This window comes from Curtobacterium sp. 22159 (assembly GCF_052045775.1).
GTDB lineage: Bacteria > Actinomycetota > Actinomycetes > Actinomycetales > Microbacteriaceae > Curtobacterium.
On the sequence record NZ_JBQEPN010000001.1, the window covers coordinates 275,933 to 302,256 of the forward strand.

At 71.5% G+C, this 26,324-nt stretch carries 26 protein-coding genes; 13 read left to right on the forward strand and 13 right to left on the reverse strand.

Features of this window, described 5'->3' with window-relative positions:
* Positions 1-10: 10 nt before the first annotated feature.
* A complete protein-coding gene (locus ACTJKO_RS01415) occupies positions 11-946 on the forward strand; it encodes a Ppx/GppA phosphatase family protein (protein WP_440684923.1) in 936 nt (311 codons plus the stop codon).
* 1 nt (position 947) lies between these two features.
* The gene (locus tag ACTJKO_RS01420) at positions 948-1,577 is read left to right on the forward strand and encodes a hypothetical protein (RefSeq protein WP_440684925.1); all 630 of its coding nucleotides are present in this window, start codon (positions 948-950) and stop codon (positions 1,575-1,577) included.
* Here ACTJKO_RS01420 and ACTJKO_RS01425 read toward each other — a convergent pair.
* Positions 1,563-2,186 (reverse strand): antibiotic biosynthesis monooxygenase, encoded by a 624-nt coding sequence (locus ACTJKO_RS01425; RefSeq protein ID WP_440684927.1) that lies wholly within the window; start codon positions 2,184-2,186, stop codon positions 1,563-1,565. The genes ACTJKO_RS01420 and ACTJKO_RS01425 overlap by 15 nt on opposite strands.
* A 57-nt stretch (positions 2,187-2,243) precedes the next feature.
* On the opposite strand from ACTJKO_RS01425, the gene ACTJKO_RS01430 reads away from it, so the two are divergent.
* The gene (locus tag ACTJKO_RS01430; RefSeq protein WP_440684929.1) at positions 2,244-2,744 is read left to right on the forward strand and encodes a DUF6328 family protein; all 501 of its coding nucleotides are present in this window, start codon (positions 2,244-2,246) and stop codon (positions 2,742-2,744) included.
* Between the two features lie 13 nt (positions 2,745-2,757).
* On the opposite strand, the gene ku is transcribed toward ACTJKO_RS01430, so the two are convergent.
* Positions 2,758-3,777 (reverse strand): non-homologous end joining protein Ku, encoded by a 1,020-nt coding sequence (gene ku, locus ACTJKO_RS01435; protein WP_440684931.1) that lies wholly within the window; start codon positions 3,775-3,777, stop codon positions 2,758-2,760.
* A gap of 108 nt (positions 3,778-3,885) precedes the next feature.
* Between ku and ACTJKO_RS01440 the strand changes: the two genes are divergently transcribed.
* The 4 genes from ACTJKO_RS01440 (at position 3,886) to ACTJKO_RS01455 (ending at position 8,264) form a co-directional block, all read left to right on the forward strand.
* Positions 3,886-4,458, forward strand: a complete 573-nt coding sequence (locus ACTJKO_RS01440) for a hypothetical protein (RefSeq protein ID WP_440684933.1) — start codon at positions 3,886-3,888, stop codon at positions 4,456-4,458.
* A 48-nt stretch (positions 4,459-4,506) separates the two neighbouring features.
* Positions 4,507-5,397 carry an SDR family oxidoreductase gene (locus ACTJKO_RS01445; protein WP_440684935.1) on the forward strand — a complete coding sequence of 297 codons (891 nt, stop codon included), beginning with the start codon at positions 4,507-4,509 and terminating at the stop codon, positions 5,395-5,397.
* A complete protein-coding gene (locus ACTJKO_RS01450; RefSeq protein WP_440684937.1) occupies positions 5,394-7,928 on the forward strand; it encodes an ATP-dependent DNA ligase in 2,535 nt (844 codons plus the stop codon). The genes ACTJKO_RS01445 and ACTJKO_RS01450 overlap by 4 nt, the downstream gene beginning before the upstream one ends.
* Before the next feature lie 135 nt (positions 7,929-8,063).
* Entirely contained in the window at positions 8,064-8,264 is a 201-nt protein-coding gene (locus ACTJKO_RS01455) for a hypothetical protein (protein WP_440684939.1), read from the forward strand.
* Between the two features lie 266 nt (positions 8,265-8,530).
* On the opposite strand, the gene ACTJKO_RS01460 is transcribed toward ACTJKO_RS01455, so the two are convergent.
* The 4 genes from ACTJKO_RS01460 to ACTJKO_RS01475 form a co-directional block, all read right to left on the reverse strand.
* Positions 8,531-8,707: a hypothetical protein gene (locus ACTJKO_RS01460; RefSeq protein WP_440684941.1), complete on the reverse strand. Its 177-nt coding sequence runs from the start codon at positions 8,705-8,707 to the stop codon at positions 8,531-8,533.
* A gap of 10 nt (positions 8,708-8,717) precedes the next feature.
* Complete coding sequence (locus ACTJKO_RS01465) at positions 8,718-9,680, reverse strand: sugar phosphate isomerase/epimerase family protein (protein WP_440684943.1); 963 nt, start codon at positions 9,678-9,680, stop codon at positions 8,718-8,720.
* A gap of 156 nt (positions 9,681-9,836) precedes the next feature.
* The gene (locus ACTJKO_RS01470) at positions 9,837-10,520 is read right to left on the reverse strand and encodes a fumarylacetoacetate hydrolase family protein (RefSeq protein WP_440684945.1); all 684 of its coding nucleotides are present in this window, start codon (positions 10,518-10,520) and stop codon (positions 9,837-9,839) included.
* Between the two features lie 49 nt (positions 10,521-10,569).
* The gene (locus ACTJKO_RS01475) at positions 10,570-13,041 is read right to left on the reverse strand and encodes a phosphoketolase family protein (protein WP_440684947.1); all 2,472 of its coding nucleotides are present in this window, start codon (positions 13,039-13,041) and stop codon (positions 10,570-10,572) included.
* A 200-nt stretch (positions 13,042-13,241) separates the two neighbouring features.
* Between ACTJKO_RS01475 and ACTJKO_RS01480 the strand changes: the two genes are divergently transcribed.
* Entirely contained in the window at positions 13,242-13,919 is a 678-nt protein-coding gene (locus tag ACTJKO_RS01480; protein WP_440684949.1) for a hypothetical protein, read from the forward strand.
* A 97-nt stretch (positions 13,920-14,016) separates the two neighbouring features.
* Here the strand turns inward: ACTJKO_RS01480 and ACTJKO_RS01485 are convergent, their stop codons facing one another.
* Complete coding sequence (locus ACTJKO_RS01485; protein ID WP_440684951.1) at positions 14,017-14,619, reverse strand: DUF1992 domain-containing protein; 603 nt, start codon at positions 14,617-14,619, stop codon at positions 14,017-14,019.
* A gap of 102 nt (positions 14,620-14,721) precedes the next feature.
* On the opposite strand from ACTJKO_RS01485, the gene ACTJKO_RS01490 reads away from it, so the two are divergent.
* Positions 14,722-15,783: a sodium:calcium antiporter gene (locus tag ACTJKO_RS01490; RefSeq protein ID WP_440684953.1), complete on the forward strand. Its 1,062-nt coding sequence runs from the start codon at positions 14,722-14,724 to the stop codon at positions 15,781-15,783.
* Here ACTJKO_RS01490 and ACTJKO_RS01495 read toward each other — a convergent pair.
* A complete protein-coding gene (locus ACTJKO_RS01495; protein ID WP_440684955.1) occupies positions 15,738-17,615 on the reverse strand; it encodes a glycoside hydrolase family 15 protein in 1,878 nt (625 codons plus the stop codon). The genes ACTJKO_RS01490 and ACTJKO_RS01495 overlap by 46 nt on opposite strands.
* Before the next feature lie 451 nt (positions 17,616-18,066).
* On the opposite strand from ACTJKO_RS01495, the gene ACTJKO_RS01500 reads away from it, so the two are divergent.
* Positions 18,067-19,233, forward strand: a complete 1,167-nt coding sequence (locus ACTJKO_RS01500; RefSeq protein ID WP_440684957.1) for an RtcB family protein — start codon at positions 18,067-18,069, stop codon at positions 19,231-19,233.
* 164 nt (positions 19,234-19,397) lie between these two features.
* A complete protein-coding gene (locus ACTJKO_RS01505) occupies positions 19,398-20,231 on the forward strand; it encodes a DUF1206 domain-containing protein (protein ID WP_440684959.1) in 834 nt (277 codons plus the stop codon).
* A gap of 84 nt (positions 20,232-20,315) precedes the next feature.
* Here the strand turns inward: ACTJKO_RS01505 and ACTJKO_RS01510 are convergent, their stop codons facing one another.
* Entirely contained in the window at positions 20,316-20,924 is a 609-nt protein-coding gene (locus ACTJKO_RS01510; protein ID WP_440684961.1) for a hypothetical protein, read from the reverse strand.
* A gap of 72 nt (positions 20,925-20,996) precedes the next feature.
* Here ACTJKO_RS01510 and ACTJKO_RS01515 point away from each other — a divergent pair, with 72 nt between their 5' ends.
* Together ACTJKO_RS01515 and ACTJKO_RS01520 are read left to right on the forward strand one after the other, a co-directional pair.
* Positions 20,997-21,872 (forward strand): SMP-30/gluconolactonase/LRE family protein, encoded by an 876-nt coding sequence (locus ACTJKO_RS01515; protein ID WP_440684963.1) that lies wholly within the window; start codon positions 20,997-20,999, stop codon positions 21,870-21,872.
* 70 nt (positions 21,873-21,942) lie between these two features.
* Positions 21,943-23,022, forward strand: coding sequence for an alpha/beta fold hydrolase (locus tag ACTJKO_RS01520; RefSeq protein ID WP_440684965.1), 1,080 nt, complete (start codon positions 21,943-21,945; stop codon positions 23,020-23,022).
* Between the two features lie 87 nt (positions 23,023-23,109).
* On the opposite strand, the gene ACTJKO_RS01525 is transcribed toward ACTJKO_RS01520, so the two are convergent.
* The 4 genes from ACTJKO_RS01525 to ACTJKO_RS01540 all read right to left on the reverse strand — a co-directional run bounded on the left by ACTJKO_RS01525 (position 23,110) and on the right by ACTJKO_RS01540 (position 26,241).
* Positions 23,110-24,303: an NAD(P)/FAD-dependent oxidoreductase gene (locus ACTJKO_RS01525; protein WP_440684967.1), complete on the reverse strand. Its 1,194-nt coding sequence runs from the start codon at positions 24,301-24,303 to the stop codon at positions 23,110-23,112.
* An 8-nt stretch (positions 24,304-24,311) separates the two neighbouring features.
* The gene (locus ACTJKO_RS01530) at positions 24,312-25,112 is read right to left on the reverse strand and encodes an SDR family NAD(P)-dependent oxidoreductase (RefSeq protein WP_440684969.1); all 801 of its coding nucleotides are present in this window, start codon (positions 25,110-25,112) and stop codon (positions 24,312-24,314) included.
* A 9-nt stretch (positions 25,113-25,121) separates the two neighbouring features.
* Positions 25,122-25,628, reverse strand: coding sequence for a Dps family protein (locus tag ACTJKO_RS01535; protein ID WP_440684971.1), 507 nt, complete (start codon positions 25,626-25,628; stop codon positions 25,122-25,124).
* A gap of 100 nt (positions 25,629-25,728) precedes the next feature.
* The gene (locus ACTJKO_RS01540; RefSeq protein ID WP_440684973.1) at positions 25,729-26,241 is read right to left on the reverse strand and encodes a MarR family winged helix-turn-helix transcriptional regulator; all 513 of its coding nucleotides are present in this window, start codon (positions 26,239-26,241) and stop codon (positions 25,729-25,731) included.
* Positions 26,242-26,324 lie beyond the last annotated feature (83 nt).

A 26,324-nucleotide genomic window follows, 5' to 3' on the forward strand; every position in this document is an offset into this window, starting at 1 on the left:
CGTTGTGGACATGCGCGTCGGAGTCCTCGACATCGGGTCCAACACCGGCCACCTGCTCGTGGTGGACGCCCACGGCGGAGCGGCGCCCCTGCCCGCGTCGTCGTTCAAGCAGCCGCTCCGGCTCGCCGAGCACCTCGACGAGTCCGGCGCGGTGACCGACGCCGGCGTCGACGCCCTCAACGCGTTCGTCGCCGACAGCGTCCGCGTCGCCGAGGAGCGCGGGTGCGAGGACATGCTCGCCTTCGCCACCTCGGCCGTCCGTGACGCCGTGAACTCCGAGGCGGTGCTCGCCCACGTGCAGGCGGCGACCGGCGTCGAGCTCGCCGTGCTCTCGGGCGAGGACGAGGCACGACTGACGTTCCTGGCCGTCCGGCGCTGGTTCGGCTGGTCAGCCGGGCGGCTGGCGGTGTTCGACATCGGTGGCGGTTCGCTCGAGATCGCCGGCGGCGCGGACGAGGCGCCCGACGTCGCGTGGTCGATGCCCATCGGCGCCGCCCGGCTCGCGCGATCGTACTTCGCGGCGGGGACCCCCACCGACGAGGACGTCCGGCGCATCCGCCACGAGATCCGCGTCGAGATCGCCCGTGACGCCGGGCTCCTGCTCCGCGCGGGGCGACCGGACCGGGCCGTGGCGACCTCGAAGACGTTCCGGTCGATCGCCCGGATCTGCGGTGCGGCCCCCTCCGGAGCCGGGCCCCTCGTCCCACGATCGCTCGACGGCGGCGAGCTCCGGCGGCAGCTGCCCGGGCTGCTGCGGATGTCGCTCGACGAACTCGCGTCGTTGCCGGGTGTGTCCCCGAGCCGGGCGCACCAGGTCGTGCCGGGAGCGCTCGTCGCCGAGGCGTGCCTCGACATCTTCGACCTGCCGGCGCTCGAGATCTGCCCGTGGGCGCTCCGCGAGGGCGTCATCCTCGAGCGGCTCGACCAGTTGTCGGTACTCGGCTGACGTGGGCCGGCACGCCGCCGACGCCCCGGCGGACGCACCGAAGACGTTCGGGCTCCGGGAGCCCTGGGCGCGTGCGGGGCTGTGGACGGTGCGCGGCGCCCTCGTGCTCGTGGTGCTCGTGATCGTGCTCGCGGTGGTCGACCGGCCGGCCTGGGAGCGGTTCGGCTACGACGACGACGGCTTCCCCCGTGCCGCACTCCCGAACGCCGCACTGTTCTGCGCGTTCGTCCTGGGCATCGGGTGGCAGTGGTTCACCGGTCTCGCGACCCCGTCGTCCATGGTCCGCCGCGATGGTGACGACCTCCGGGCGGTGACACTCATCGGACCGCGCCGCGTCCGCGTGCCGGGTGCGCTGCTCGTGCGGTTCCGGGTGTGGACGAACGTCGGCACCGTGCACGGGATGATCGTGGTCGACCGGCGGTGCCGGGCGCTCGTCGTCGGCAGCCCGGTCGGCACCGGGGACACCGGCCGGACGCGGGCCCTGGTCCCAGCGCCCGCGGACTCCTTCCGGCGGGCGCTCGTGGAGCACATCCTCGGGATCGGGTGGCTCCTCAGCACGGTGGTCGCCGTGTTCGTGCTCATCCTGGTGCTCGACGTGCTCCTCGCCGCCCCGGGCTCACGCATCGGCTGATCGTCCTCGGGATCGCGGCGGGGCGAGGAGCCACGGGCGGATCAGGCCGGTCACGAAGGGGAGCACCCAGAACGTCATGATCGGGGTGAGCACGAGCGTGGTGATCAGCACGCGGGGGAGCACCGGCAGCGAGCCGAACGCCGGGACGAGCCAGCCGACCAGGAACGTGAACGCCAGGTTCACCGGGAAGAACCCGAGCCAGATGCTCACCGCCTGCTTCCACCGCGGCGGTGCGCTCGACGCCGGGGTGTCCTGCGGCGCGTCGAACCAGCCCTCGATGCCGGTCCGCTTCTCGACGCGGGACTCGACGACCAGGTCGCGGCCGAGGTCGAGCCACCGGAGCCGGTCGTCGGAGTTCTCCCACGTGGCGAGCTGCTCGTGGTCGGCGAACCGGTAGAGCATGTGCCACTCGCGGCTGCTGGCGTGCGAGCGGACCCACCCGGAGCCGAGGAAGCCCGGGTAGCGGTTCGCCAGGTTGACCCCGGACTGCACCCACGCGGTGGCGTCCGGGATGCGGTCGGGTTCGACGAGTCGGGTGATGGACACGGTGACGGGCGGCCCTGCGGTCACGGATGACGACTGCAGTCTGCCTGGCTCTTGTGGAGTCATGCTCCCAGTGTCGCCGAGCCGTGTTTCCGGTTCGTGACGGCTGGGTAGGTTCGGGGCATGAGCGAGGCGAGCGGCGACGCGCACGACACCGAGCGGGGACGCCACGAGACCCCGACCGAGCGGTGGGACCGGAACTGGACCGACATCCAGCAGGAGCTCCGCATCGTGCAGACCGGGACGCAGATCCTCGCCGGGTTCCTGCTCACGCTGCCGTTCCAGCAGCGGTTCAGCACGTTGAGCGCGAGGCAGGTGACGATCTACCTCGTGCTCGTGGTGCTGGCCGTGCTCGTCACCGTCACGGCGTTGTCGGCGGTTGCGTCGCACCGGCTGGTGTTCCGGCAACGGCAGAAGCACGACCTCGTCCGGGTCGGGAACGTCATCCTCATCGCGGCGCTCATCGCGAGCGCGTTGCTCTTCGCGGGCACGGTCCTGTTCGTGTTCGACGTGGTCGTCGGGGACGTCGGGGGACTCGTCGGCGGGGTCGTGGTGTTCGTGGGCACGGCGCTGCTCTGGGTGTCGATCCCGATCGGCCTCCGCCGCACCCGGAGGGACGGTTGAACCGTCCGGGCGACTAGCTGGCCTTCTTCTTCGCGGCGGGCTTCTTCGCGGTGGTGGCCTTCTTCGCCGCCGGCGTCTTCTCCGCGGTGGAGGTCTTCTTCGCGGGGGTCTTCTTCGCCGGGGTCCGCTTCGCGGGCGTCCGCTTCGCCGGTGCCTGCTCCGCCCCGTCCCCGTCGTCGGATCGCGACGTCGACGAGCGCGACGACGACGACCTCGACGACGACGAGCGCGACGACGACCGGGTCGACCGGTTCTTGTCCACCGACGCCCGCAGTGCCGCCATCAGGTCGATGACGTCCCCGCCCTCGCCTTCGTCGTCGTCCGACTGCTCGCCGAACGTCTCGGACGTGTCGACGTCGTCACCAGCCTCGAGCTTGGCGTCGATGAGCTGCTGCAGCTCCTGCTGGTACGAGTCCGTGTACCGGTCGGGGTCGAAGTCGGTGGACATGCTGTCGACGAGCGAGGACGACATCTTCAACTCGTTGGCGCTGACCTTCACCGATGTGTCGAGCGATGCGAAGTCGGCCGCGCGGACCTCGTCGCCCCAGAGCAGCCCCTGCAGGAGGATGACGTCGTCGTTGACGCGCAGCACCCCGAGCCGGGTCTTCTGTCGGAGCGTGAACTGCACGATCGCCAGCCGGTCGGTCTTCGCCAGCGTCTCCCGCAGCAGCACGTACGCCTTCGGGGAGCGTGAGTCGGGTTCGAGGTAGTACGACTTCTCGAACATCATCGGGTCGACCTGCTCCACGGGCACGAACTCGAGGACCTCGATCTCGTGGGACTGCTCCTCCGGGAGCTTCTTGAAGTCGTCGGCGGTGAGGACGACCGTCTTGTCACCGTCGTCGTAGGCGCGCTGGATGTCGGCGTACTCGACTTCGTGCCCGAACTCGCACACGCGCTTGTACCGGATGCGGCCCTTGTCCTCGTCGTGGACCTGGTGCAGCGACACGTCGTGGGTCTCGGTCGCCGCGTACACCTTGATGGGCACGTTGACGAGCCCGAACGCGATGGAGCCCTTCCAGATCGACCTCATGCGCTCATGATGCCCGGCGACCGTCAGCCGGGTCCCAGTTCTGGGCGGATCGACAGGCGTGTCGGGCGTCGGAGGGGTTAGAGTGCGGTCGAGTCGGGGGAGGCTGACGTGATCGACGTGGATGACGGCACGACCGGGGGTGCTCGCGAGCGGGAGACCGCCGACGAGGACGACCGACTGGACCCGGCCGGCTGGTGGCAGCTCGCCGGTCTCGCGGTGCTGGGGGCGGTGCTGCCCCTCGCGGTGAGCGGACTGGGGACCAGGCCGTTGCCCTGGTTCGTCGTCGTCGGCATGGCGATCGTGCTCGCCGTGGTCCTGCCGGTCGCGCAGCTGCGGACGTGGTGGAGTCGCGGGGGCTTCGGCGCCGTCCGCGCCACGCGGGGGTGGGTCCGCGCCGGCCGTGTGCCGGACGACGTGCCGGACGCACTGTGGCGCCCGCGGGTCCGACAGTTCGCCGCCGACCTGCTCCGGCGGCGCATCAGCGCGTGGGTGAGTGCGGCGCTCGCGGTCCTCTGGGGGGTCCTCGCGGTGACGGACCAACCCGGTGAGTGGGTGATCGTCGCGGTCTGGGCAGTACTCGCCGTCACGAACTCCCTGCGGGACCGCGGGGGACGTGCCGCGAGTGACCGCCTGCTGGCGTCCGCACGTCGACCCGCGACGCTGCCGGCCGTCACGGACTGAGCGCGACGAACTGAGACCGTCCGTGTCCGGTGCGAGCACGATGGGCGCATGAGCCAGCTCGACAAGCAGGACCCGCGCTCGCAGTTCCCCCGTCCCCCGTTCCCGGCGCAGACGCAGCAGGGGTCGGGGCTCGCCGGCGCCATGGACCCCGTGCCCGACCACGGGGAGACGAGCTACCTCGGCACGGGGCGCATGCCGGGCTACCGGGTGCTCGTCACCGGGGCCGACTCCGGCATCGGACGCGCTGCCGCGATCGCGATGGCGAAGGAGGGTGCCGACGTCGCACTGAACGCCCTGCCCGAGGAGCGCGAGGACCTCGAAGCGGTGCGTGACGTCGTCGGGGACCTGGGGCGCAAGGCCGTCCTGCTGCCGGGTGACCTCACCGACGAGGCGTTCTGCGACGTCCTCGTGCGCGACGCGGTGAGCGAGCTCGGCGGACTCGACGCCCTGGTGCTCGTCGCCGGGCACCAGCAGGTGCACGAGGACGTCACCGAGCAGTCGACGGAGGACTTCGACCGCACGATGAAGGTCAACCTCTACTCGCTGTTCTGGCTCGTCCGTGCCGCGGTGCCGCACATGGCCCCGGGCAGCGCGATCGTCACGACGAGTTCGGTGTCGGCGTACCAGCCGCAGGACCGGATGATCGACTACGCAGCCACGAAGGCCGCGATCATCACGTACACGAACGGCCTCGCCCGGCAACTCGCCCCCAAGGGCATCCGGGCGAACACGGTCGTGCCGGGGCCGGTCTGGACGCCGCTCCAGCCGATCAGCTACCCCGGCGACGAGATCGCTGCGTACGGGCAGGACACGCCGTTCGGTCGCCCGGCCCAGCCCGTCGAACTCGGCAGCGCGTACGTCTACCTCGCCGGACCCGAGTCGTCGTACACGTCGGGCACGACCCTCACGGTGGCGGGAGCGACCGGGGTCGCGCTGTGAGCCCGGCGGCACGGAAGACCGTCGCGCTCGTGGGCGACCGTCGCATCGCACTGACCAACACCGACAAGGTGCTCTACCCGGAGACCGGGACGACCAAGGGTCGCGTCATCGAGTACTACGAGCGGGTGGCGCCCTGGATGATCCCGCACGTGAAGGACCGCCCGGTCACCCGGAAGCGCTGGGCGAACGGCGTCGACGGGAAGGTGTTCTTCGAGAAGAACCTTCCCGACTCCGCCCCGGACTGGGTCCGCCACCACACGATCGCGCACAAGGAGCACGACACCGAGTACCCGATCGTCGACGACCTGCCGACGCTGGTGTGGATGGCGCAGCAGGCGGCGCTCGAGTTGCACGTACCGCAGTGGCGGTTCGGGCCGCGTGGTGCGCAGCAGAACCCGGACCGTCTCGTGCTGGACCTCGACCCGGGCGAGGGCGTCGGGCTGCGCGAGTGCGCCGAGGTGGCGTTCGCCGCGCGCGAGGTCCTGCACGGCATGGGGCTCGACCCCTACCCGCTGACGTCCGGCTCCAAGGGCATCCACCTGTACGCGGCACTCGACGGGCGTGCCACGACCGCACAGGTGTCCGACGTCGCGCACGAACTCGCCAAGGCACTCGAACAGGACCTACCGGACCTGGTGCTGTCCTCGATGAGCCGGGCCGAGCGCACCGGCAAGGTGTTCGTGGACTGGTCGCAGAACAACGGCAACAAGACGACGATCGCCCCGTACTCGCTCCGCGGTCGGGAGCGGCCCACGGTCGCCGCGCCTCGCACCTGGAAGGAACTGGAGGAGCGGGGACTCGCGCAGCTCACGCTGGACGAGGTGCTCGAACGTCTGGAGGCGCGGGGCGACTTCCTCCACCCGGTCGCGTCCGCCTCGCTGGCAGTGGGGCGGAAGGACCGCGGTCACTGGGACAGCGACCGGACCCAGCGCGCGAACGACGCCGAGCAGCCGGCGCGTGACCGGCTCGCGGCGTACCGCGCGAAGCGCGACGCGTCGAAGACGCCCGAGCCGGTCCCCGAGGAGGCGCCGACGGTCCGGGAGGACGGCCTGCCGACGTTCGTGATCCAGGAGCACCACGCCACCCGGGACCACTACGACTTCCGGTTGGAGCACGAGGGCGTGCTCGTCAGCTGGGCTCTCCCGAAGGGGGAGCCGACGGACCCGGGCAAGAACCACCTGGCGGTCCAGACCGAGGACCACCCCCTCGAGTACGGCGGGTTCGAGGGCATCATCCCGAAGGACGAGTACGGCGGCGGCACGGTGACGATCTGGGACGACGGCACGTACGAGCTCGAGAAGTGGCGCGAGGGCGAAGAGGTGATCGTGACGCTGCACGGTCGTGCGGGCGGCGTCCGCCGGCTCGCGTTGCTGCACACCCGGGGGCGCGGACGTGGGCGCGAGGGCGACGAGAAGAACTGGCTGATCCACCGCACGAAGGAGCAACCCGACCGCCTGGCGGACGGTGGCGGCACGGCGGGGACGAGCCGCGCCTCCCGTCCGCCGGAAGCACAGCGGAAGGCGACAGGGGACGGGCGGCGGCGGATCGACGGTGCAGCGGCGTCCGAGACGGCTCCGTCCGACCGGAGGACGATGCAGGCGACGCTCGCGAAGGGCGAGCCGCGACTCGACCCGGCGGTCTGGGCGTTCGAGATGAAGTGGGACGGCATCCGCGCGCTCGCGACCGTCCGGGACGGTCGGGTGACGCTGCGCAGCCGGAACGACAACGACCTGACCGACCAGTACCCAGAGCTGCAGGAGCTCGGTGAGCGTGCAGGTGTGGACGGGGTCTTCGACGGCGAGATCGTGGCGCTCGACGACCGCGGGCGTCCCTCGTTCCAGCTGCTGCAGAACCGGATGGGCCTGACCCGCAAGCGCGAGGTCGACGCTGCCCGCGCGGGCACCCCCGTCCGGTTCCTGCTGTTCGACGTGCTCGAGGCCGACGGACACGACCTGACCCGGCTCGGGTACGACGCCCGCCGACAGGCGCTCGAGACGGTCGTGGACCCGGGCGGCGCGATCGACGTGCCGCCGGCGTACCAGGGCGACCTGGCGCGGGCGATGTCCGACTCGGCGGCGCAGGGGCTGGAGGGCGTCGTCGCGAAGAAGCGGTCGTCGAAGTACGCCGAGGGACGGCGCTCGGAAGCGTGGCTCAAGCTCAAGCACCACGCCACGCAGGAGGTCGTGGTCGGCGGGTGGAAGCCGGGCAACGGTCGGCGCGCCGGCGGTGTCGGGTCGCTCCTGCTCGGCGTGCCGGGGCCGGACGGTCTCGAGTACGTCGGCAAGGTCGGGACCGGGTTCCGTGACCGCGACCTGGACGAGATCGGGACGGTGCTCGGCGCCCTCGAGCGGAAGACGTCCCCGTTCGTCGACGTCCCGCGTCCGGATGCCCGCGACGCACACTGGGTGACGCCGAAGCGCGTCGGCGAGGTCGAGTTCGCCGAGTGGACCTCCGACGGTCGGCTCCGGCAACCGTCCTGGCGGGGGTGGCGTACCGACAAGGACCCGGAGGACGTCACCCGCGAGACGTGAGCATGCGTCCGCATGGGGTCAGCCCGCGGCGAACTTCCGTCCCCCGTTCCCGCCCTTGCCGGGGGACGATCCGTCGGTGCGGGTTCGCCCCGCGGCCTGGCGCTGTTACGTTCGCCGGGACGAAAGGGCGCGAGCATGAGCAAGTACCTGCCCCCGTTCACCGCGGAGGAGCGAGTCACGGCCGAGGGGGACCGGCCGGAACGGGTCCCGGCGGACCCGAGCGGGCTCCCCGGCGAGCCGAGCGGGCTCCTCGTCGAGCCGAGCGGGCTCCTCGTCGAGCCGACCGGGTCGGAGGTGACCTACGCCGACTTCCTCGGTGACGAGGTCGACGAGTAGCAAGCCGCCAGCGGAAGGCGACCCGTGCGCCGGATCAGGGAACGCACGGGCCGCCGTCGGAGCGCCGTGACCGGCCGTATCAGGGATGACCGGCCACGACGCGCTTCGAGCCGGGACGAGGGTCCGCCCGGCGGGTCCGTCGATGAGACGGAGCGGAGGGCGGGATCGTCACGCCGTGATCGGAGATCGTCGGCGAGCCCCCGGACGCGAGCGACCGCCGCCCCCTCGAGGGGACGGCGGTCGCGGTGTGGTCGGTGCCGACCGGTTCAGGGAGCCGGAGCGGGGCCGTCGGCGGGTTCGGCGTCGTCGCCCACCGGGAGGTCCTCGTCGATGAGCTCGTCCTCCTCGGGTTCGATCACCTCGGCTGCTGCCGCCTTCGCCTCGTCGATGGACTCCTGGGAACGGCGGAGGAGATCGTCGTCGTGTGCTGCGTGGTCCGTCATGCTGCCGACGTTACGCGGGAGTCCCTGTGTCGGCATCGCGTCGACGGTCGCTGCGGTCCCGGGGCAGCGGTGGCTCGAAGTCCACGGCCGAGGTCGGAGCGGGCGTCGTCGGCATCGCCGGGGCAGCGGGTGCGCCGAACGCGTCGGCCGCGTCGAGCACGGCGCGGGTGGCTGCTGCCGCGGTCCGCAGCGCGTCGGCGACGGGCATCGCGCGGTGGGCGGCGGTGCGGACCTCCACGCCCCACGGCTCGTCGAACCCGAGGTCGCGGACGGTCCGGACGAACCCCGGTAGGTCCCACGCGCCCGCACCGGGCAGGTGGCGTGCCTCCCGGGACTCCTCGGCCAGGGTCATGCCCGACGGCGTGTGCAGGAGCCCGTCGCTGAGCTCCACCGCCGCGAGTGTCGCCGGGGCCACCCCCTCGCGGATCGACGCGAGCGTGGAGCCTCCACGGAGCGCGTGCATCGCGTCGACGAGGAGCCCGCCGTTCGGGTGGCCGGCGGCCGCGACGAAGCGGGACGCCCGCTCGACGGTCGGCAGGTTGGACCACGGCTCGGGTTCGAGGACGAGCTGCGCTCCGACCTTCGCGGCCTGACCGGCGAGCTCGACCCAGTCGTCGGTCATCGCCGCCGGCGAGATCCCGGGCAGGGTGGTGTCCGCACGTGCGACGACCTGCCACGCGCTGAGCGTCGCTGCGGCTTCGAGCACCACGCCGCGATCGGCGTCCTGGTCGGCGGTGCGGGACGTGCACGTCCACCAGTGTTCGAGCGGTCCGAGCTGGACCCAGACGATGCCGGCACCGTCGAGCATGCGACGCAGTTCGGCGAAGCCGATGGTGGCCCGCACCTCGTGCAGGTCGCCGAGCGTGAGCGAGAGTCCTGCGAAGCCCGCGGCCCCGACTGCGCTGATGCGCTCCCGGATCGGCTCGTTGCCGGCCCAGGTCCAGGACGTCGCGAGCAGGTCGTGTTCCTGCACGGCGTCACCTCCGTTGTCCGGACACGTTCGGCCGCCCCGTCGCGATCGACGTGTCCCGTGTTGGTGGAGACGTCGCGAACCCCATCAGCGACGTCGAGCCATTGGTACTCGCCGCACCTGTGCGCGTTCCCAGACCGGGGCGTCCGAGCGGTGCGGTCAGACGATCCGGGTCCGGACGGAGCCGACGCCCGCGATCGTCCCCTCCAGCGTGTCGCCCCGGTCGAGGACCCCCACCCCCTCCGGCGTGCCGGTCATGAGGAGGTCCCCGGGTGACAGGGCCACGAACCGGGACAGCTCGGCAATGGTCTCCGCGACCGACCAGATCTGGTCCGCGAGGTCCCCGGACTGCCGGAGGTCGCCGTTCACACGCAGTGTGATCGCGCCCGCCGCCGGGTCGACCCCGGCAGCGGGGACGAGGGTGCCGATCGGAGCCGACGCGTCGAACCCCTTCGCGGCGTCCCACGGACGCCCGAGCCGCTTGGCCTCCGCCTGCAGGTCACGCCGCGTCAGGTCGAGCCCGACGCCGTAGCCCCAGACGTGCTCCAGGGCGTGGTCGGCGGTGACGTCGGATCCTGCGCTGCCGATCGCGACGACGAGTTCGACCTCGTGCTCGAGCCGTGCCGTCGCCGACGGGTACGGGGTGTCCGCGCCGTCCACGACGACCGCGTCGGCGGGCTTGGTGAAGAAGAACGGCGGTTCGCGGTCCGGGTCGTGGCCCATCTCGCGCGCGTGCGCCGCGTAGTTCCGCCCGACGCAGAACACGCGCCGGACGGGGAACCGCCCGCCCGTGGACGTGGGGACGGTCGGGAGGGACGGGGCCGGGATGACGAGGTCGGTCACCCGACCAGCGTGGCACCCCGGCGCCGCGGGCGCCCGGACGACACCGGCGTCAGTTGCCGGGCGCCGCCGCCTCGGTCTCGCCCGCGCCCGGGTCGCCACCGGTCCCGCCCGCGGTCGGTTCGTCCTGCGGCCACCCGTGGAACCGCCACCCAGCGACGCTGGGGTGGTCCTCGCCCTTGGTGTACGCGTGGGTCCGTGCCGCCTCGCGCGCCTGGGACAGCCGTGCGAGCAGGGACTCGTGCGCCGACGCGTCCACCCGGGTCAGCGCGTCGTGCGCCAGCGCGAAGCGGTCCATCTCGTTCCGCATGAGCATGTCGAACGGGGTCGTCGTCGTGCCCTGCTCGAGGAACCCGTGCACGTGCAGGTCGTCGTGCCCGTGCCGACGGTAGGTGAGCTGGTGCACGAGCGACGGGTACCCGTGGAAGGCGAACACCGTGGGGGTGCCGGGCAGGAACAGCTCGTCGTACCGGTCGTCCGGGATCGGGTGCTCGTGCTTGCGCGGGTCGCCGATCGAGAGCAGGTCGACGACGTTCACGACCCGGACGCCGACTCCCGGAGCGTGCTGCCGGATGATGTCCGCCGCGGCGACGGCCTCGACCGTGGGCACGTCACCGGCCGAGGCGAGCACGACGTCCACGTGGCCGACCGACTCCTCGGTGCCGGCCCAGTCCCACGTGCCGACGCCGGCTTCCGCGTGCGCGACGGCGTCCTCGAGCGAGAGGAAGACCGGCTCGGGGTGCTTGCCGGCGACGATCACCTCGATGCGGTCGGTCGTCTCCATCGCGTGTGCGGCGACGGCCAGCAGCGTGTTGGCGTCCGCGGGCAGCTTGATGCGGACGAGGTCCTGCTGCTTCGACGCGACGACGTCGAGGAAGCCGGGGTCCTGGTGGGAGAAACCGTTGTGGTCCTGCCGCCAGACGTGCGACGACAGCAGGATGGACAGGTTCGACACCGGTGCCCGCCAGTCGATGTCCGTCGACGACTCGAGCCACTTCGCGTACTGCCCGACCATCGAGTCGATGATGTGGGCGAACGCCTCGTACGTGTTGAGCAGCCCGTGCCTCCCGGAGAGGACGTAGCCCTCGAGCAGCCCCTCGAGGAGGTGCTCCGACAGGACCTCGGTCACCCGCCCCCGGGCACCGAGGTGCTCGTCGCCGGGGCCGCGCTGCGCACGCCAGACACGGTTCGTGACGTCGAAGACCGCGTCGAGCTTGTTCGAGATCGTCTCGTCGGGGCCGAAGAGCCGGAACGACGACGGGTTCCGTTCGATGAGCGCGGCGAGCCACGGGCCGAGGGTCGCCGTCGCACTGGCGTCCTCGCCGACGGGCACGCCGAACGCTTCCAGCCCCGGCCGGTCGAGCGCCGTCCGGATGCGGCCGCCGTTCGCGTGCGGGGTCGCGCTCATCCGGAGGTCGCCCGACGGCCGGATGCTCGTGAGGATGCCGATCGGCTGACCGTCGTCGTCGAACAGCTCCTCGGGGCGGTACGACCGCATCCACTCCTCGAGCTGTCGGCGGTGCTCGTCGTTCTCCCGCACCGCGGGCAGGGGCACCTGGTGAGCGCGGAAGGTGCCCTCGACCTGTTCGCCGTCGACCTCCTTCGGCCCCGTCCACCCCTTCGGGGTCCGCAGCACGATCATCGGCCAGCGCGGACGGAGGTCGGCGGCCCCGGCGGGCAGGCCGGACGCGGCGCGCTGTGCCTGCGCCCGCGCGGCGGCCTGGATGTCGGCGATCGTCGCGAGCGCCCGACGCAGCGCGCCGTCGAACAGGGCGTGCACGGCGAAGGGGTCGTGGTCGACCCGGGCGGAGTCCACCACGATCGGCTCGTAGCCCAGGCCGCGGAAGTAGGCCTGCAGGTCGGCCTCCGGGATGCGTGCGAGCACCGTGGGGTTCGCGATCTTCCACCCGTTGAGGTTGAGGATCGGCAGCACGGCACCGTCGGACACCGGGTCGAGGAAGGTGTGCGCCTGCCAGGAGCCGGAGAGCGGGCCCGTCTCGGCTTCGCCGTCCCCGACGACGCAGGCCACCACGAGGTCCGGGTTGTCGAGCGCCGCGCCGTACGCGTGCGCGAGGGAGTAGCCGAGCTCACCGCCCTCGTTGATCGAGCCTGGTGTCTCCGGGGCCGCGTGCGACGGGATCCCGCCGGGGAACGAGAACTGCCGGAAGAACTTCCGGAGCCCCTCCGGGTCGGGCGTGATGTCCGGGTACAGCTCGCCCCAGGTGCCGTCCAGCAGCGCGTTGGCGTTCATCGCCGGACCGCCGTGGCCGGGGCCGCAGATGTAGAGCAGCTGGCGCTCCGTCTCGGCGATGAGCGCGTTGCAGTGGGCGTAGACGAGGTTGAGTGCCGGCGAGGTGCCCCAGTGCCCGAGGAGCCGGGGCTTCACGTCGTCGGGCTCGATCGAGCGATCGAGCAGGGGGTTGTCGAGCAGGTAGATCTGCCCGACCGTCAGGTAGTTCGCGGCGCGCCACCAGGCGTCGATCGCGCGGATCCGGTCGGTGCTCGTGGGGGTTGCGGGGGCCATGCCCCCACGGTACGGAGCCACGGCCGGAGTGATCCCAGAAATTCGTTCCAAACCGATCGAGAGGGGGTGCCGAATGCCTGTCACAAGGGCAAACGCCCAGGGCGCTCTCCGGTCGAACTCGGCCGGTATTCGGCGTACGCACAGAAGCGTGCCGCTCGGCCACCGGCCGGAGCACCCGCCACAGGTAAAGGACACGACCCATGCGCAAGCTCACCAAGACCACGATCTCCCTCGCCGCGACCGGCGCGCTCGTCCTCGGCGGCGCAGCGTTCGGCGTCTCGGCCGCCCAGGCCGACGGCACGATCCACACCGTCGCCTCCACCTCCTCCAAGATCCCCGGCCCCGTCGCCTCCGTCCCGGAGGTCCTCGGCGGCGACACCGCCGTCAAGCTGGACTCCGGCTTCACCGACGCGCTGACCGCCCTCAAGCTCACCCCGGGCGTCTCTGGCAACGCGAAGCTCGCCGACGGCTCCGTCTCGTTCCCGATCACCTCGGGTTCGGTCACCTACTGGTCGCCGGACGGCAAGTACCGCCCGTACGTCCAGGGCCTGCTCAACCACGACGACTCGGGCCTCACGCTGAGCGCCGGCAGCACCACCGTCACGCTCCAGAACTTCGTCGTGAACCCGGGCTCGTCGAAGCTCTACGGTGACGTCCTCGTCAACGGCAAGGTCGCGGTCGACAACGCGTACCTCTTCTCGCTCCACGGTGGCACGCTCAAGCCGCTGCAGCTCGAGGGTGACAACGCCATCCTGACCGGCACCACCGTGCACGTCTCCGCCGACGCCGCGAAGCTGCTGAACAGCACCTTCAAGACGGACGCCGTCAAGGCGAACCTCCTCGTCGGTGTCGCGACGATCACCGCGAAGATCAAGTAAGACCGCACCACCAGGGGCAGACCGCAGCACCACGCAGACGCGTGGTGCTGCGGTCGTCCGCGTTCCCGGGCACCGTCGCCGGGAGGCGCGGATCACCTCACCGCCGTCGGTTCCACCACCGGCGTGGCCGGTCTCCCGCCCCGTCCGCACGCGCGGCCGCAGCCCGCGCGTCGGCCGCGGCCCGTTCCTCCCGTCGGTCCCGCCAGCGCGCGACCTCGTCGTCGACGTCGCGCAGTGGGGTGACGACGGGTGGCCCGCCGAGCAGCTGCCGACGCGCTTCCTTCACGCGAGCGTTGAAGTCCTCGAGCACGTCGCGGACGTCGGCCTCGGTGGACAGGGCATCGAGGTGCCCGTCCAGCTCGGCGTCCTCCTTCCGCAGGGCCAGTGCGGGCGGAGCGATCCCCGTGATCTCCTCGCGCTCGATCTTCGCCTTGATCCACCAGTCCGGGTCGTGGTGCCCGTCGTTCCCCGGGAGCGGCTTGCCGTGGTACGGGTTGCCCTCGAACAGCCCGCGGCGTTCGGCGTCCTCGATCAGGGACCGTGCGTGCTGGCCGACGTCCCGGGCCCGCAGCAGTCGGCGTTCCTCGCGGACCTCGTCCGGGTCGAGGGAGCCGCGTTCGATCTCGCTGTCCACGAGCTGCTGGTACCGGTAGCGGGCGGCCCGTCGCAGCCGGTCCATGCGTGCATCGACGTCGTTCATCGTCACACCATGATGCGCCGGAGGGCCGCCGACGTCCTCCAGACGAGCCACCGTGCGCGCACCCGAGAGGGCTCCGGGCGGACGGCGGCCACGATCAGGACCATGGACTCCCTGCCGCTCTGGCTGCTCGTGCTCGTCTTCGCCGCCGGCGCCGCGGTGATCTGGATCGCGGGCGTCCAGCTCTCGAAGACGACCGACGTGCTCGACTCCCGCCTCCACCTCGGCAGTGCGCTCGGCGGGCTCATCGTGCTCGCGGTCGCGACGAACCTGCCGGAGATCGCGATCACCGTGAGCGCCGGGCTGTCCGGGTCGATCGAGGTGGCGGCCGGCAACATCCTCGGCGGCATCGCCCTGCAGACCGTCGTCATCGCGGTGCTCGACGCCTTCGGCAAGCGTGGCCGCGGGGTGGAACCGATCACCTACCGTGCCGCGTCGCTCACCCTCGTGCTCGAGGCCATCGTCGTCGTGGCCGTCCTCGGTGTGGTTATCGCCGGCAGCCAGCTCCCACCGACCCTCGTCGTCGCCCGGCTGACGCCCGACGTCGTGCTCATCGCGGTGATCTGGCTGGTCGGGCTCCTGCTCGTCCAGCGCGCCGGCAAGCACCTGCCGTGGCACGAGGACGGGCGCGCTCCCGACTCGGCGCCGCACGCCTCGGGCCACCGCACCCGGAAGCCCGCCGAACCGCCGATGAGCACCCGGCGCGCGGCGATCGTGTTCGCCGTGTCCGCGCTCGCGACGCTCGTCGCGGGTGTCGTGCTCGAACAGGCCGGCGACGCCGCCTCGACCAAGATCGGACTGTCCGGCGTGCTGTTCGGAGCGACGGTGCTCGCCCTGGCGACCAGCCTGCCGGAGATCTCGACCGGGCTGCAGGCGGTGAAGCAGGGTGACGACAACCTGGCGGTCTCGGACATCTTCGGCGGGAACGCGTTCCTCCCCGTCCTGTTCCTCGTCGCCACGGTGCTGTCGGGCAAGGCCGTGCTGCCGCAGGCGAACGCCAGCGACGTCTACCTCACCGCGCTGGCGGTCCTGCTGACCCTCGTGTACGCCGTGGGGCTCGTGTTCCGACCGCAGCGGCGCATCGTCGGGATGGGTGTGGACTCGTTCGTCGTGGTCGTGCTCTACCTGCTCGGCGTCGCCGGGCTCGTGGCGATCTCGCTGTCCTGATCCGCGGGCTCGTCGTCGTCCTGCGCGGCGGCCATCTCCTCGACCGTGAGCGCCGCCTGGATGAGCGCGAGGTGCGAGAGCCCCTGCGGCAGGTTGCCCATGAACGCGCCGTCCTCGCTGATCATCTCGCTGAGCAGGCCCACGTCGTTCGCCTGGTCGACCGCGTCGTCCATGAGGGCGCGGGCCTCGTCGATCCGGCCCACGCAGGCCAGGGCGGCCACGAGCCAGAACGAGCACGCCACGAACGGTGACTCCTCGTCCTCCAGCCCGGAGTACCGGTACACCAGCGGCCCGTGCTGCAGCTGCTCGCGGATCGCGTCGATGGTCGCGCTCATCCGCGGGCCGCGGTCGAACGCGGACATCGCGTGCAGCAGGATCGAGCAGTCGAGCGCCTTCGACCCCGGGTACATCACGTAGTGGCCGAGCTCCTCGTCCCAGCCGTGCTCGGACACCCACGCCTCGATGAGCTCGCGGTTCTTCACCCAGAGGTCCCGCGAGCCGTCCATCTGGCCGGCGTCGTGCAGCTCGATGGCGGCGTCGAGCGCCTGCCAGCAGCCGATCTTGCTCGTGGTGTAGTGCTGCGTGTCCTCGAGCTCCCACATGCCGGCGTCGGGCTTCTCCCACTGCTTGCACGCGTCGTCGGCGAGTCCTTCGAGCGTCCTCGCGGTCTTCCGGTCGAGGACGTTCCCGGCGCGGACGTACTGCCGCATGATCGTGAAGACGTCGCCCCACACCCCGAGCTGCAGCTGGCCGGAAGCCCGGTTGCCCTCGGTCACCGGCCCGATCCCGCGCCACCCCGGCACGTCCCGCTCCTGCACGCCGTCGGACTGCGAGCCGTCCAGCTCGTAGAAGATCGGCATGCTGTCGCCGTGCTCCGCGATGGTCCGGATCACCCAGGACACCGCGGCGTGGGTCTCCTCGCGCAAACCGAAGCGGGTGAGCGCGTGCACCGTGTACGCCAGGTCGCGGACCCACGCGAACCGGTAGTCCCAGTTCTTCCCACCGGTGCCGTCCTCGGGCAGGCTCGTCGTCGGCGCTGCCGCGATCGCCCCGGTGGGGGAGTAGATGAGCAGCTTGAGTGCCAGGGCGCTCCGCTGGACGGCGTCGGCCCACGGTCCGTCGTACGAGAACTCCTCGGACCAGGTCGACCAGTTGCGGATCGTCCGGTCGATCCCCGCCATGCTCTGCTGCGGGTCGGGTAGGAAGACCGGTTCGTCGTGCGTGCCGACGATCGTCAGGATGTGCTGCGACCCCTCCGACGTGGTGAACCGGCCGGAGAACCGCGCGCCGTCCTCGTGCACCGGGTCGAAACCCTGCTCGACCATCGCGATCGTGACGCCGTCGACGCCGATGACCGTGCCGTTCACGGTGTCGAGGCGCTCCGGCTCCGCGGTGCCCAGCAGCGTGCCGGGGACGATCGCCCACTCCAGCTCGACGGCGCCCGAGACGCCCTGCACGCACCGGCCGATCTCGGCCCACGGCAGGCGTCCGGCGACCCCGGTCACCATCGCGTCCGTGACCGTGCAGGACCCGGACGCGGTCGTCCACGTCGTCACGAGCACGTTCGTCCCCGGTTCGTACCGGCGCTCGGACGTCGCGTCCCCGGTCGGCCGGAGCGCGACGTGGCCACCGTGCTCGGCGTCGAGGATGCTCGCGAACACGGGCGGGGAGTCCATCGAAGGGATCGGCAGCCAGTCGATCCGACCGTCCTGCGCGATGAGCGCGACCGTGCGACCGTCACCGATCGCACCGTAGGAACGGAGCGGGACGTACCCGTCGGTGCGCTCCTCGTTCTCGGTCGCGTCGGGGGTGTCTCGGGTCCGTTCGGTCATGGTCCCAGACTGCCCCGATCGGTGGCGGCACCATCAGGCGGGCGTACCCCGCCGTGCCCTGCCGAGCCGCGCCTCCAGGATGCGACACGCCCGGCCGACTTGTGCATCCCGGGCGTGTCGCACTACTGTCAGTCCTCCTGCCCGTCGGCAGGACCGCCCGTCCCGGGCACCACCGGAAGGACCGCGCATGCGCGCCGTGCAGCACCACGAACAGCGAGTCGAGATCCAGCTCGACCCGAGCGTCGTGCTGCCCGAACGGCAGTACGCGAACCAGTCCCTCCGCGACCCCGCGTAGGCACGCGACGTCACCAGACGCCCCGTGCCCACCCGGCCCGGGGCGTCTCCTCACGCGATCCCGTCCTCCTCGCCGTCCGCCGGCAGACGAGGCAGTGCTCCGTCGGAGTCCGTCTCGGACCGTCATCGAAGACCGTCACGAAAGCGAGACGAAACAGTGCAGAAGATCACCGACCGGTTGTTGAGCTGGGCATCGATGCTCGAGGAGAACACCGAGCAGCAGGCGCGCACCACCGCCCGCATGCCGTTCGTGTTCCCGCACCTGGCCCTCATGCCGGACGCGCACCTCGGACTGGGCGCCACCGTCGGCTCGGTCATCCCGACCCTCGGGGCGGTCATGCCGGCCGCCGTGGGCGTGGACATCGGGTGCGGCATGATCGCCGTCCGGACCCAGTTCCGGAAGGCGGACCTGCCGAGCGACCTGCAGGGGCTGCGTGAGCAGATCGAGCGTGCGATCCCGCTGTCCGCGGGCGCCTCGAACCGGAAGATCGTCGCCACCGCCGAGCCGCGCATCGCCGAGCTCGAGACGATGGCCGAGGCAGCAGGCTTCGACCCCGCAGGCGCCCACGGCGGGTGGCGGAACCAGCTGGGCACCCTCGGGTCCGGGAACCACTTCATCGAGGTCTCGCTCGACGAGGAGGACCGGGTCTGGCTCTTCCTGCACTCCGGCTCCCGGGGCGTCGGCAACAAGATCGCCCAGCGGCACATCACGGTCGCCAAGCGGATGATGCGGCGGTGGTGGATCGAGCTGCCCGACCCCGACCTGGCCTACCTGGTCGAGGGAACGCCGGAGTTCGACCGGTACATCGCCGAGCTGCGGTGGGCGCAGCACTTCGCGCTCCTCAACCGTGAGGAGATGATGGACCGGGTCGTCCGCCAGCTGTCCGAGGTGCTCGGCACCGCGGTCGACGAGCAGGAGCGGATCAACTGCCACCACAACTTCACCCAGCGTGAGACGCACTGGGGGAAGAGCGTGTGGGTGTCCCGGAAGGGAGCGATCCAGGCGACGGCCGGTCAGGCCGGCCTCATCCCGGGATCGATGGGCACGGCGTCGTACGTGGTCGAGGGGCTCGGGAACAAGCCGTCGCTCGAGTCGTCGCCGCACGGTGCCGGTCGGCTGTACTCGCGGTCGGCGGCGCGGCGGACCTTCACGCACGACGAGCTCCGGGCGGCGATGGTCGGCATCGAGTACCGCGACACCGACGCGTTCCTCGACGAGATCCCGGCTGCGTACAAGCCCATCGACCAGGTGATGGCCGACGCGTCGGAGCTCGTGTCCGTCCGGCACACGCTGCGGCAGGTCGTCAACGTGAAGGGTGACTGAGCCGGGGACGGCTCGCGCTCGGCGTGGGCGACGACCGGACGGGAGGCGCGGTGCGGGCCCGACCCGCGCCTCCCGTCCGACGGCTCGTCGCGTTCTGCGGCCTGCTGCTGCGTTCCGCGGCGGTCCGCCGGACACCGGGCACGACACCGGGCAGGCTCGGTGGAGTGAGTGAGCAGGCGGAACAGGCGGCCCGCAAGACCGGCCGCGAAGCGCGACGCGTCGCCGACAGCCGGTGGTTCGAGACCACCGCGCGCGCCGGCTTCGTCGGCAGCGGCATCGTCCACCTGCTGATCGGGTACCTCGCGATCCTGCTCGGCATCGGGGGCTCGTCGTCCGGTCACGAGACCGACCAGTCCGGAGCTCTGCAGCAGATCGCGGCCGTCCCCGGGGGCGTCGTCCTGCTCTGGGTGGTGGCGGTCGGCTGCGCTGCCCTGACGATCCGGCTGGCGGTCGAGGCGATCGTCGGCGGCCGCTCGGACAGTGCGCGCGCCTGGGCGGGCCGACTGAAGAACGCCGGCAAGGCGATCGTCTACGGGGTGATCGCGTACTCGGCGGCCTCGTACGCCGTGGGGGCCGGGAAGAGCTCGTCCGGTTCCACCCGGAGTGCTGCCGCCAAGACGCTCGCGACGCCAGGCGGAGTGTTCGTGCTGCTCCTCGCTGCCGGTGTCGCGATCGCGATCGGCGTCGGGCTCGTGGTGATCGGCTGCCGACGCTCCTACCGCAAGGACCTCGTGCCACCGCCGCGGGAGCTCTCGCGGGTCGTGACGGTGCTCGCGGTCGTCGGCTACGTCCTCAAGGGCATCGCCGTGGTGATCGTCGGTGTGCTCATCGCGGTGGCCGCCTTCCGCAGCGACCCGAACCAGGCGACCGGGCTCGACGGTGCGTTCGACGCGCTCCGGAGCACGCCGGGCGGGGACGTCGTCCTGGTGGCGATCGGCGTCGGGTTCCTGGCCTTCGGGGTCTACAGCTTCTTCCGGGCTCGGTACGCGCGCCTGTGATACGTTGGCCGCGCTCGCCCCCGTTGAGGGTGGAGAAGTAGAAGCCGGGACTCCCGCCGTACGACGGGGCCCGGCTTTCGCGCATCAGCGGAGGTCCTCGCCGCTCAGGTGGATCACGGTCGGTGCGGCCCCGAGCATCCCGAGGCGGCGGCCGTCGCCGGTGAGGGATTCGCCGACGAGTCCCAGGACCTGGTCGGGCAGCCACAGCATCGCTTCCTGATCCGGGAACCCGTGCGAGACACGGAAGGTCTTCGCGACGGCGCCCTGAGCGCGGAGCGCGTCGACGAGTCGGAGGTCGCGGCGTTCGAGCTCCGTCGGCCGCGCCTCCAGGGTGAGCTGGACCACCCCGAGGCAGTCGAGTTCCCACATCATCCGACGCAGGCAGAACGCTCGAGCCCGCTCCTGTCGTCGCAGGGCGATCGGTTCCGCGACGACCGTCAGGTGCGTCGCCGCGGTCGCCGACAGAGCAGCAGCGATCCGGTCGCGCCGGGCATCGTCGAGGTCTCGCCAGTGCAGCTTCTTCCGACCAGAGTGGAGCTCCAGCAGGAGGTCGCGGGTGGCGTCGACCTCGTCGGTGTCGACGATCGAGGCTCCGAGCAGGTACGCAGGCGCGTCGAGCCCGTGGGACCGGATGCTCTCGTCACCCCAGGCGTGCAGTGGGCAGATAACCGGATCACGTTGCCAGCGGGACACCCGACCGACCGAACATTCTGTGTGCACGGCCCGCTGGGCGGGTGCGGAGGCCGCCGTGGGTAGACCGGGGGCATGAGCTCCCACGCCACGACCGGCCCCGCTTCCGTCTTCTCCGACGTCCGGGCGGTCCTCGCCGAGAGCATCGTGTGGGATCCGGAGGCGCAACGGGTCCGGTGGACGGACATCACCCTCGGGACACTGCACACCGCGGACGCCACGGGGACGATGCTGTCGAGCGTCCCCCTGCCGCCGCCGCTCGCGAGCTTCCAGCCGCGCGCCGGGGGCGGGTTCGTCGCGGCGCTCGGGGACTCCGTCGTGGTCACCGATCCCGAGGGCGTCGTCGAGCGGGAGATCGCCCGCGTCGAGCACGCCACCGCGGGCCTGCGCTTCAACGAGGGCAAGTGCGACCCGTTCGGCCGGTTCCTGGTCGGCAGCATGAACCTGACGACAGGCGCCCCCGACGCCGCGCTCTACTCGGTCGAACCGGACGGGACGACGCGACTCCTGCGCGGCGGCTTCGGCGTGACGAACGGCATGGAGTGGTCGGACGACGGCTCCGTGATGTACGTCACGGACACGAGCGTCTCGACGGTCTTCCGGGCCTCGTACGGCCCCGACGGCGAACTCGGCGAACTCGAGCCGTTCATCGTCGGGGCGGCCCACGACGGTCTCGTCCGTGACGACGAGGGCTGCTTCTGGAGCGCGGTGTACGGCGGCGGCCGGGTCGAGCGGTACGCGCCGGGCGGCTCGCACCTCGAGACGGTCCCGATCCCGGCGCCGAACGTCACATCGGTGGCGTTCGGCGGTGGCGAGATGTCCGAGCTGTTCGTGGGCACGGCACGGGAGAACCTGACGGAGGAGCAGCTCGAGCAGGCTCCCGACTCCGGTGCGGTGTTCACGGTGCCCACCCGCGTGCACGGGTTCCCCGCGAACACGTTCAGCGGCTGACCGCCGCGCGGGTCTCCGGTCCGCGGGGTCCCGGGTATCCTGGGCGACCGCCAGGACCGAGGAGACCCACGTGGACGACGAGCGCACGGCAGCCGCACCCGACCCGGCGAGCCGACTGGACGACGCCGAGAACGCCGACGTCACGGTGGAGGTCGACCGCGTCGCCGTCGACGGCACGTACGTCCGCGTGAGCTCCATCGGTGCGCCGGGCGAGCGTGCGTTCGTCCTCGTCGCCGGTCTCGGCATCGCCGCGACGTACTACGAGCGCCTCGCCCCGCACCTCAACGAGAACGGGCCGGTGCACGCCCTCGACCTGCCCGGGTTCGCCGGGGTCCCGCGCTTCTCGGGGCCGGTCACGATCGAGCGCTACGCGGACGCGGTGGAGCACGTCATCGACGACCTGGGACTCGTCGACCCGGTGCTCGTCGGCCACTCCATGGGGACCCAGGTCGTGACGGAGGTGGCCGCCCGCCGCCCGGACCTCTCCGACCTCGTGCTCATCAGTCCGGTGGTGGACTCGCGGGCACGGACGGTGCGGCAGTCGGCGATCCGGTTCCTCCGGTCCACGCTGCACGAGCCCGCGGCGGTCCGCTGGCACGGCATCACGGCGTACGCGCTGTGCGGCTGGCACTGGTTCTCGAAGGTGCTGCCGCGGATGATCGCCTTCCCGATCGAGGAACGCGCAGCCCGCGTGCAGGCGCACACGCTCATCGTCCGGGGCGAGCACGACGCGATGGTGCCGCGCGACTGGATCCGACGACTGGCGCGGGTCTTCCCGTACGCGGTGCTGCGCGAGGTCGTCGACGGCGCGCACTCCGTCATGCACGCGCAGGCGGACGCGGTCGCGCAGCTCGCGGTCGCGCACGTCGCCGGTCGGCTCCCGGACCGCGGGGTCTCGTCGTTGCAGCGCGTCCGGGACGACTCGACGTCGTCGGACCTCGCACGCCTCGGCCCGAAGGACGCGTGGCTGCTCGTGAAGTCGCGCTTCGTCGAGCTGGCCGGGATGGCCCGGAACGACGACGAGGCACTCGAGGCCGCGAAGTCCGCCCACGCGGTCGCGATGGCTGACGGGGACGACCTCCCCGTCGATCCGGCGGACCGCCGAGCGGTCGTCGACGAGGTGGCTCCGGAGACCCGGAAGCCGCACTGATCCGGCGAGACGTCCACACGCACAGGAGGCGCGGTGCCGGTCCTCGGGATCGGCGCCGCGCCTCCTGTGCGGACAGGGGACCTGCGGTCAGGGCGTGATCCGGCCGACCAGCATGTCCGGCGTCAGCGCGTGGGCCTCGGCGAGGACCTTGCGGGCCTCGTCCGTCTTGTCCCACACGTTCCAGAGCAGGACGCCGCGGACCAGGTCGTCCTCGTCGAGGTAGTACACGACACCCGTGACCGTCGGTTCCTGCCAGTCCTCGAGCGTGCGGAGCTTCGTGGTCACCTGCCCGACCGCCTCGTACCCCATGTCGAAGACGTCCGAGTAGAACATCGGCGTGTGGTCGTAGGTCTCGTCGGCGTCGGCGAGGTTGCGGCCCGCCTGCCGACCCTGCTGCTGGGCGTTGTCGACGTGCTCGACACGACGAGTGCCGAGGATGCGGTCCGGGTACTCGGCGACGTCACCTGCGGCGAAGACCGACTCGTCGTCGGTGACCAGCGTGGACGAGACGACGATGCCGTCGCGGACGGTCAGGCCGGCGTCCGCGGCGAGCTGCGTCGCCGGCTCGATGCCGAGGCCGACCACGACGGCGTCCGCCTCGACGACCGACTCGTCGTCGAGGGTCAGCGTGACGCCGCTCTCGTGCTCGGTCCCGTGGTCGACCCGGCGTCCCAGCTTGAGCTCGACGCCGTGGTCGACGAACCGCTGTTGGAACGCCCGGGCGAGGTCGTCCGGGAACATGCGCCCGCCGACGACCTCGTCCGGGTCGACGAGCGTCACCCTGGCGCCGTTCTGCACAATGCCCGACGCGATCTCCGTACCGATGTAGCTGCCGCCGACGACGGCCACGTGCGCCCCCGCGTCCGCCAGCTCGCGGAGCCGTCGGTAGTCGGTGGCGCTGCGGTAGTCGAGCACGCGCGGCGACGGGGCCAGGCCCGGCAGCTCGCGTGGCTTCCCACCGGTCGCGATGAGCAGCCGCTCGTACCCGTGGGTCGCACCGGTGGCGGTGGTCACGGTCTTCGCAGCGCGGTCGATCGCGGTGACCGCGGTGCCCAGCACGAAGGTCGCGCCGGTCTCCTCGGTGTGCAGGTCGACCTTCTCGTCCCAGCTGAAGTCCGGGTCGGTCCACAGCTTCTTCGAGAGCGCCGGCCGGGCGTAGGGCCGGTCGACGTCCTCGCTGATGATGCCGATCGACCCGTCGGCGTCGAGTTCGCGGACGCCGCGCGCGGCCGCGTCCGCGACCATCCCGCCGCCGATGATGAGGTAGCGGAAGTCGGTCATGCGCTCTCCTAGATGGTCGCGACCGAGCCGGAGTCGACCCGGTAGTTCGAGCCGTTCACGAAGCTCGCGAGGTCGGAGCAGAGGAAGGCGATCACGTTCGCGACCTCTTCCGGCTCGCCCCGACGGTCGAGCTCCATGTAGGGCCGCTTCTCGTCGAGGAAGCTCGAGATCGCCTCGTCGAAGCTCTGCCCGGTCTCCTTGGCGCGCTTGTCCATCATCGCGTCCGTCATCGGCGTGTGGATGAACGCCGGCGACACCGTGTTCACGAGCAGACCCTCGGACGCGTAGGAACGCGACAGGCCCTTCGCGAACGAGAGCACCCCCGCCTTCGCGGCGCAGTAGGGGAGTTCGTCGTCGTACGGCTGCGTCGCGTCCTCGGAGACGAGGTACACGATGCGACCCCAGCCGCCGTGCCGCAGGTCGCCGATGAACTCGCGCGTGATCCGCACCGGCCCCATGAGGTCGATGTCGATCGTGTCCGCCCAGCCGGCTTCGTCGATCTCGTGGAACATCCCCTGGGCGCCGGTGACGCCGGAGGACTGCACGAGGATGTCGATCTCGCCGACGGCGTCCCGGACCTTGCCGTGCAGCTCCGCGAGGCTCTCGGCGCTCCGGACGTCCGCCGCGAAGGCGTGCAGCTTGCCGGAGGGCGCTTCGAGCTGGTCGGCGCTGTTGTCGAGCTGCGCCTGGTCGATGTCGGAGACCACGACCGTCGCACCCTCTTCCAGGAGGATGCGGGCGGTGTTCCAGCCGATGCCGGAGTCCGCGCCGAAGACGAGTGCGGTCTTGCCTTGGATCCCGAGGTCCACCCGCGGCCCCTAGGCGTGCGCCGAGGCGTCGGCCACCGCAGGCGTCGTCGCCGAGGCGAGCGGCGTGCTGGGCGCGCGGTTCTCGGCGGAGACCATCCAGGCGAGCTGCTCGAGGCGCTCGATGAAGCCGTGGAGGAGGTCGGCCGTCGTCGGGTCTTCTTCGTCGACCTCGTCGTGGACGTCGCGCATGGTTCCCGTCGCCTGGTACAGGCGCAGGGTGATCTGGTCGATCGCGTCGTGCGTCGTGATCTCGCCGTCGGGGAAGGCGTCGAGGTGGCTCGTCGCGGAGACCGTGGCGGACCGGCCGTCCGGCACCGCGTAGAGCGCGCGCATGCGCTCCGCCGTGTCGTCGGCGAACTCGCGGGCGGCGTCGACGATCTCGTCGAGCTGCAGGTGCAGGTCGCGGAAGTTGGTGCCCAGGATGTTCCAGTGCGCCTGCTTGCCCTGGAGGTGCAGGTCGATGAGGTCCACGAGGACCGCCTGGAGGTTCTTGGCGAGCTTGTCCGATGCGTGCATGATCGGCTCCTTTCGCGTCGGTGTTGCTTCTGGTCTACGCGGTGGAGCAGGATGCCCGCTCAGAGCGGTGTCCCCCTGTGGAGGAGCGGACCGCCGGAGGTCAGTGTGCAGGAGTGGGGTCGACCTGGTCGACGGCGGAGCGCATGCGCTCGAGGAAGACGCCCACCACGCGGGCGTCCTCGGGCGACAGGCCCTCGGCGATCGCCATCATGCGTCGGTGCATCACGCCGAGTGTCGCGCGGACCTCGTCGTCGGTCTCGGTGGTCGGCGTGATCACGAGCGCACGGCGGTCGGTCGGGTGCGGGTCGCGTCGGACGTGGTTCGACTTCACGAGGCGGTCGATGAGGATCGTCGTGGACGCCGACGAGATCTTGAGGTAGGCGGCGAGGTCCTTCGGGCTGACCGTCCGGCCCGAGCGCTGCGCCTGCAGCAGGAAGCGCACGGCGAGCAGGTCGGTCTCACCCATCCCCATGGAGTCGCGGGTGCGGCGCCGCATGGCGGTCTCGGCGGATCGGTACCGACGCAGGGCGTTCAGCACGGCGACCCCGCGCTGGGTCGCGTCGTCATCGGGGAACCAGTACCCGGACGCCTCGGTGATCTCCTGCGTGGACATGCCGTTCAGGGTAGCCCGTCTCGTTGCTAGAGCGTCTAGGGACCTCACGGGTCAGACGCGGGCGGATGACGGACGGGAGGCGC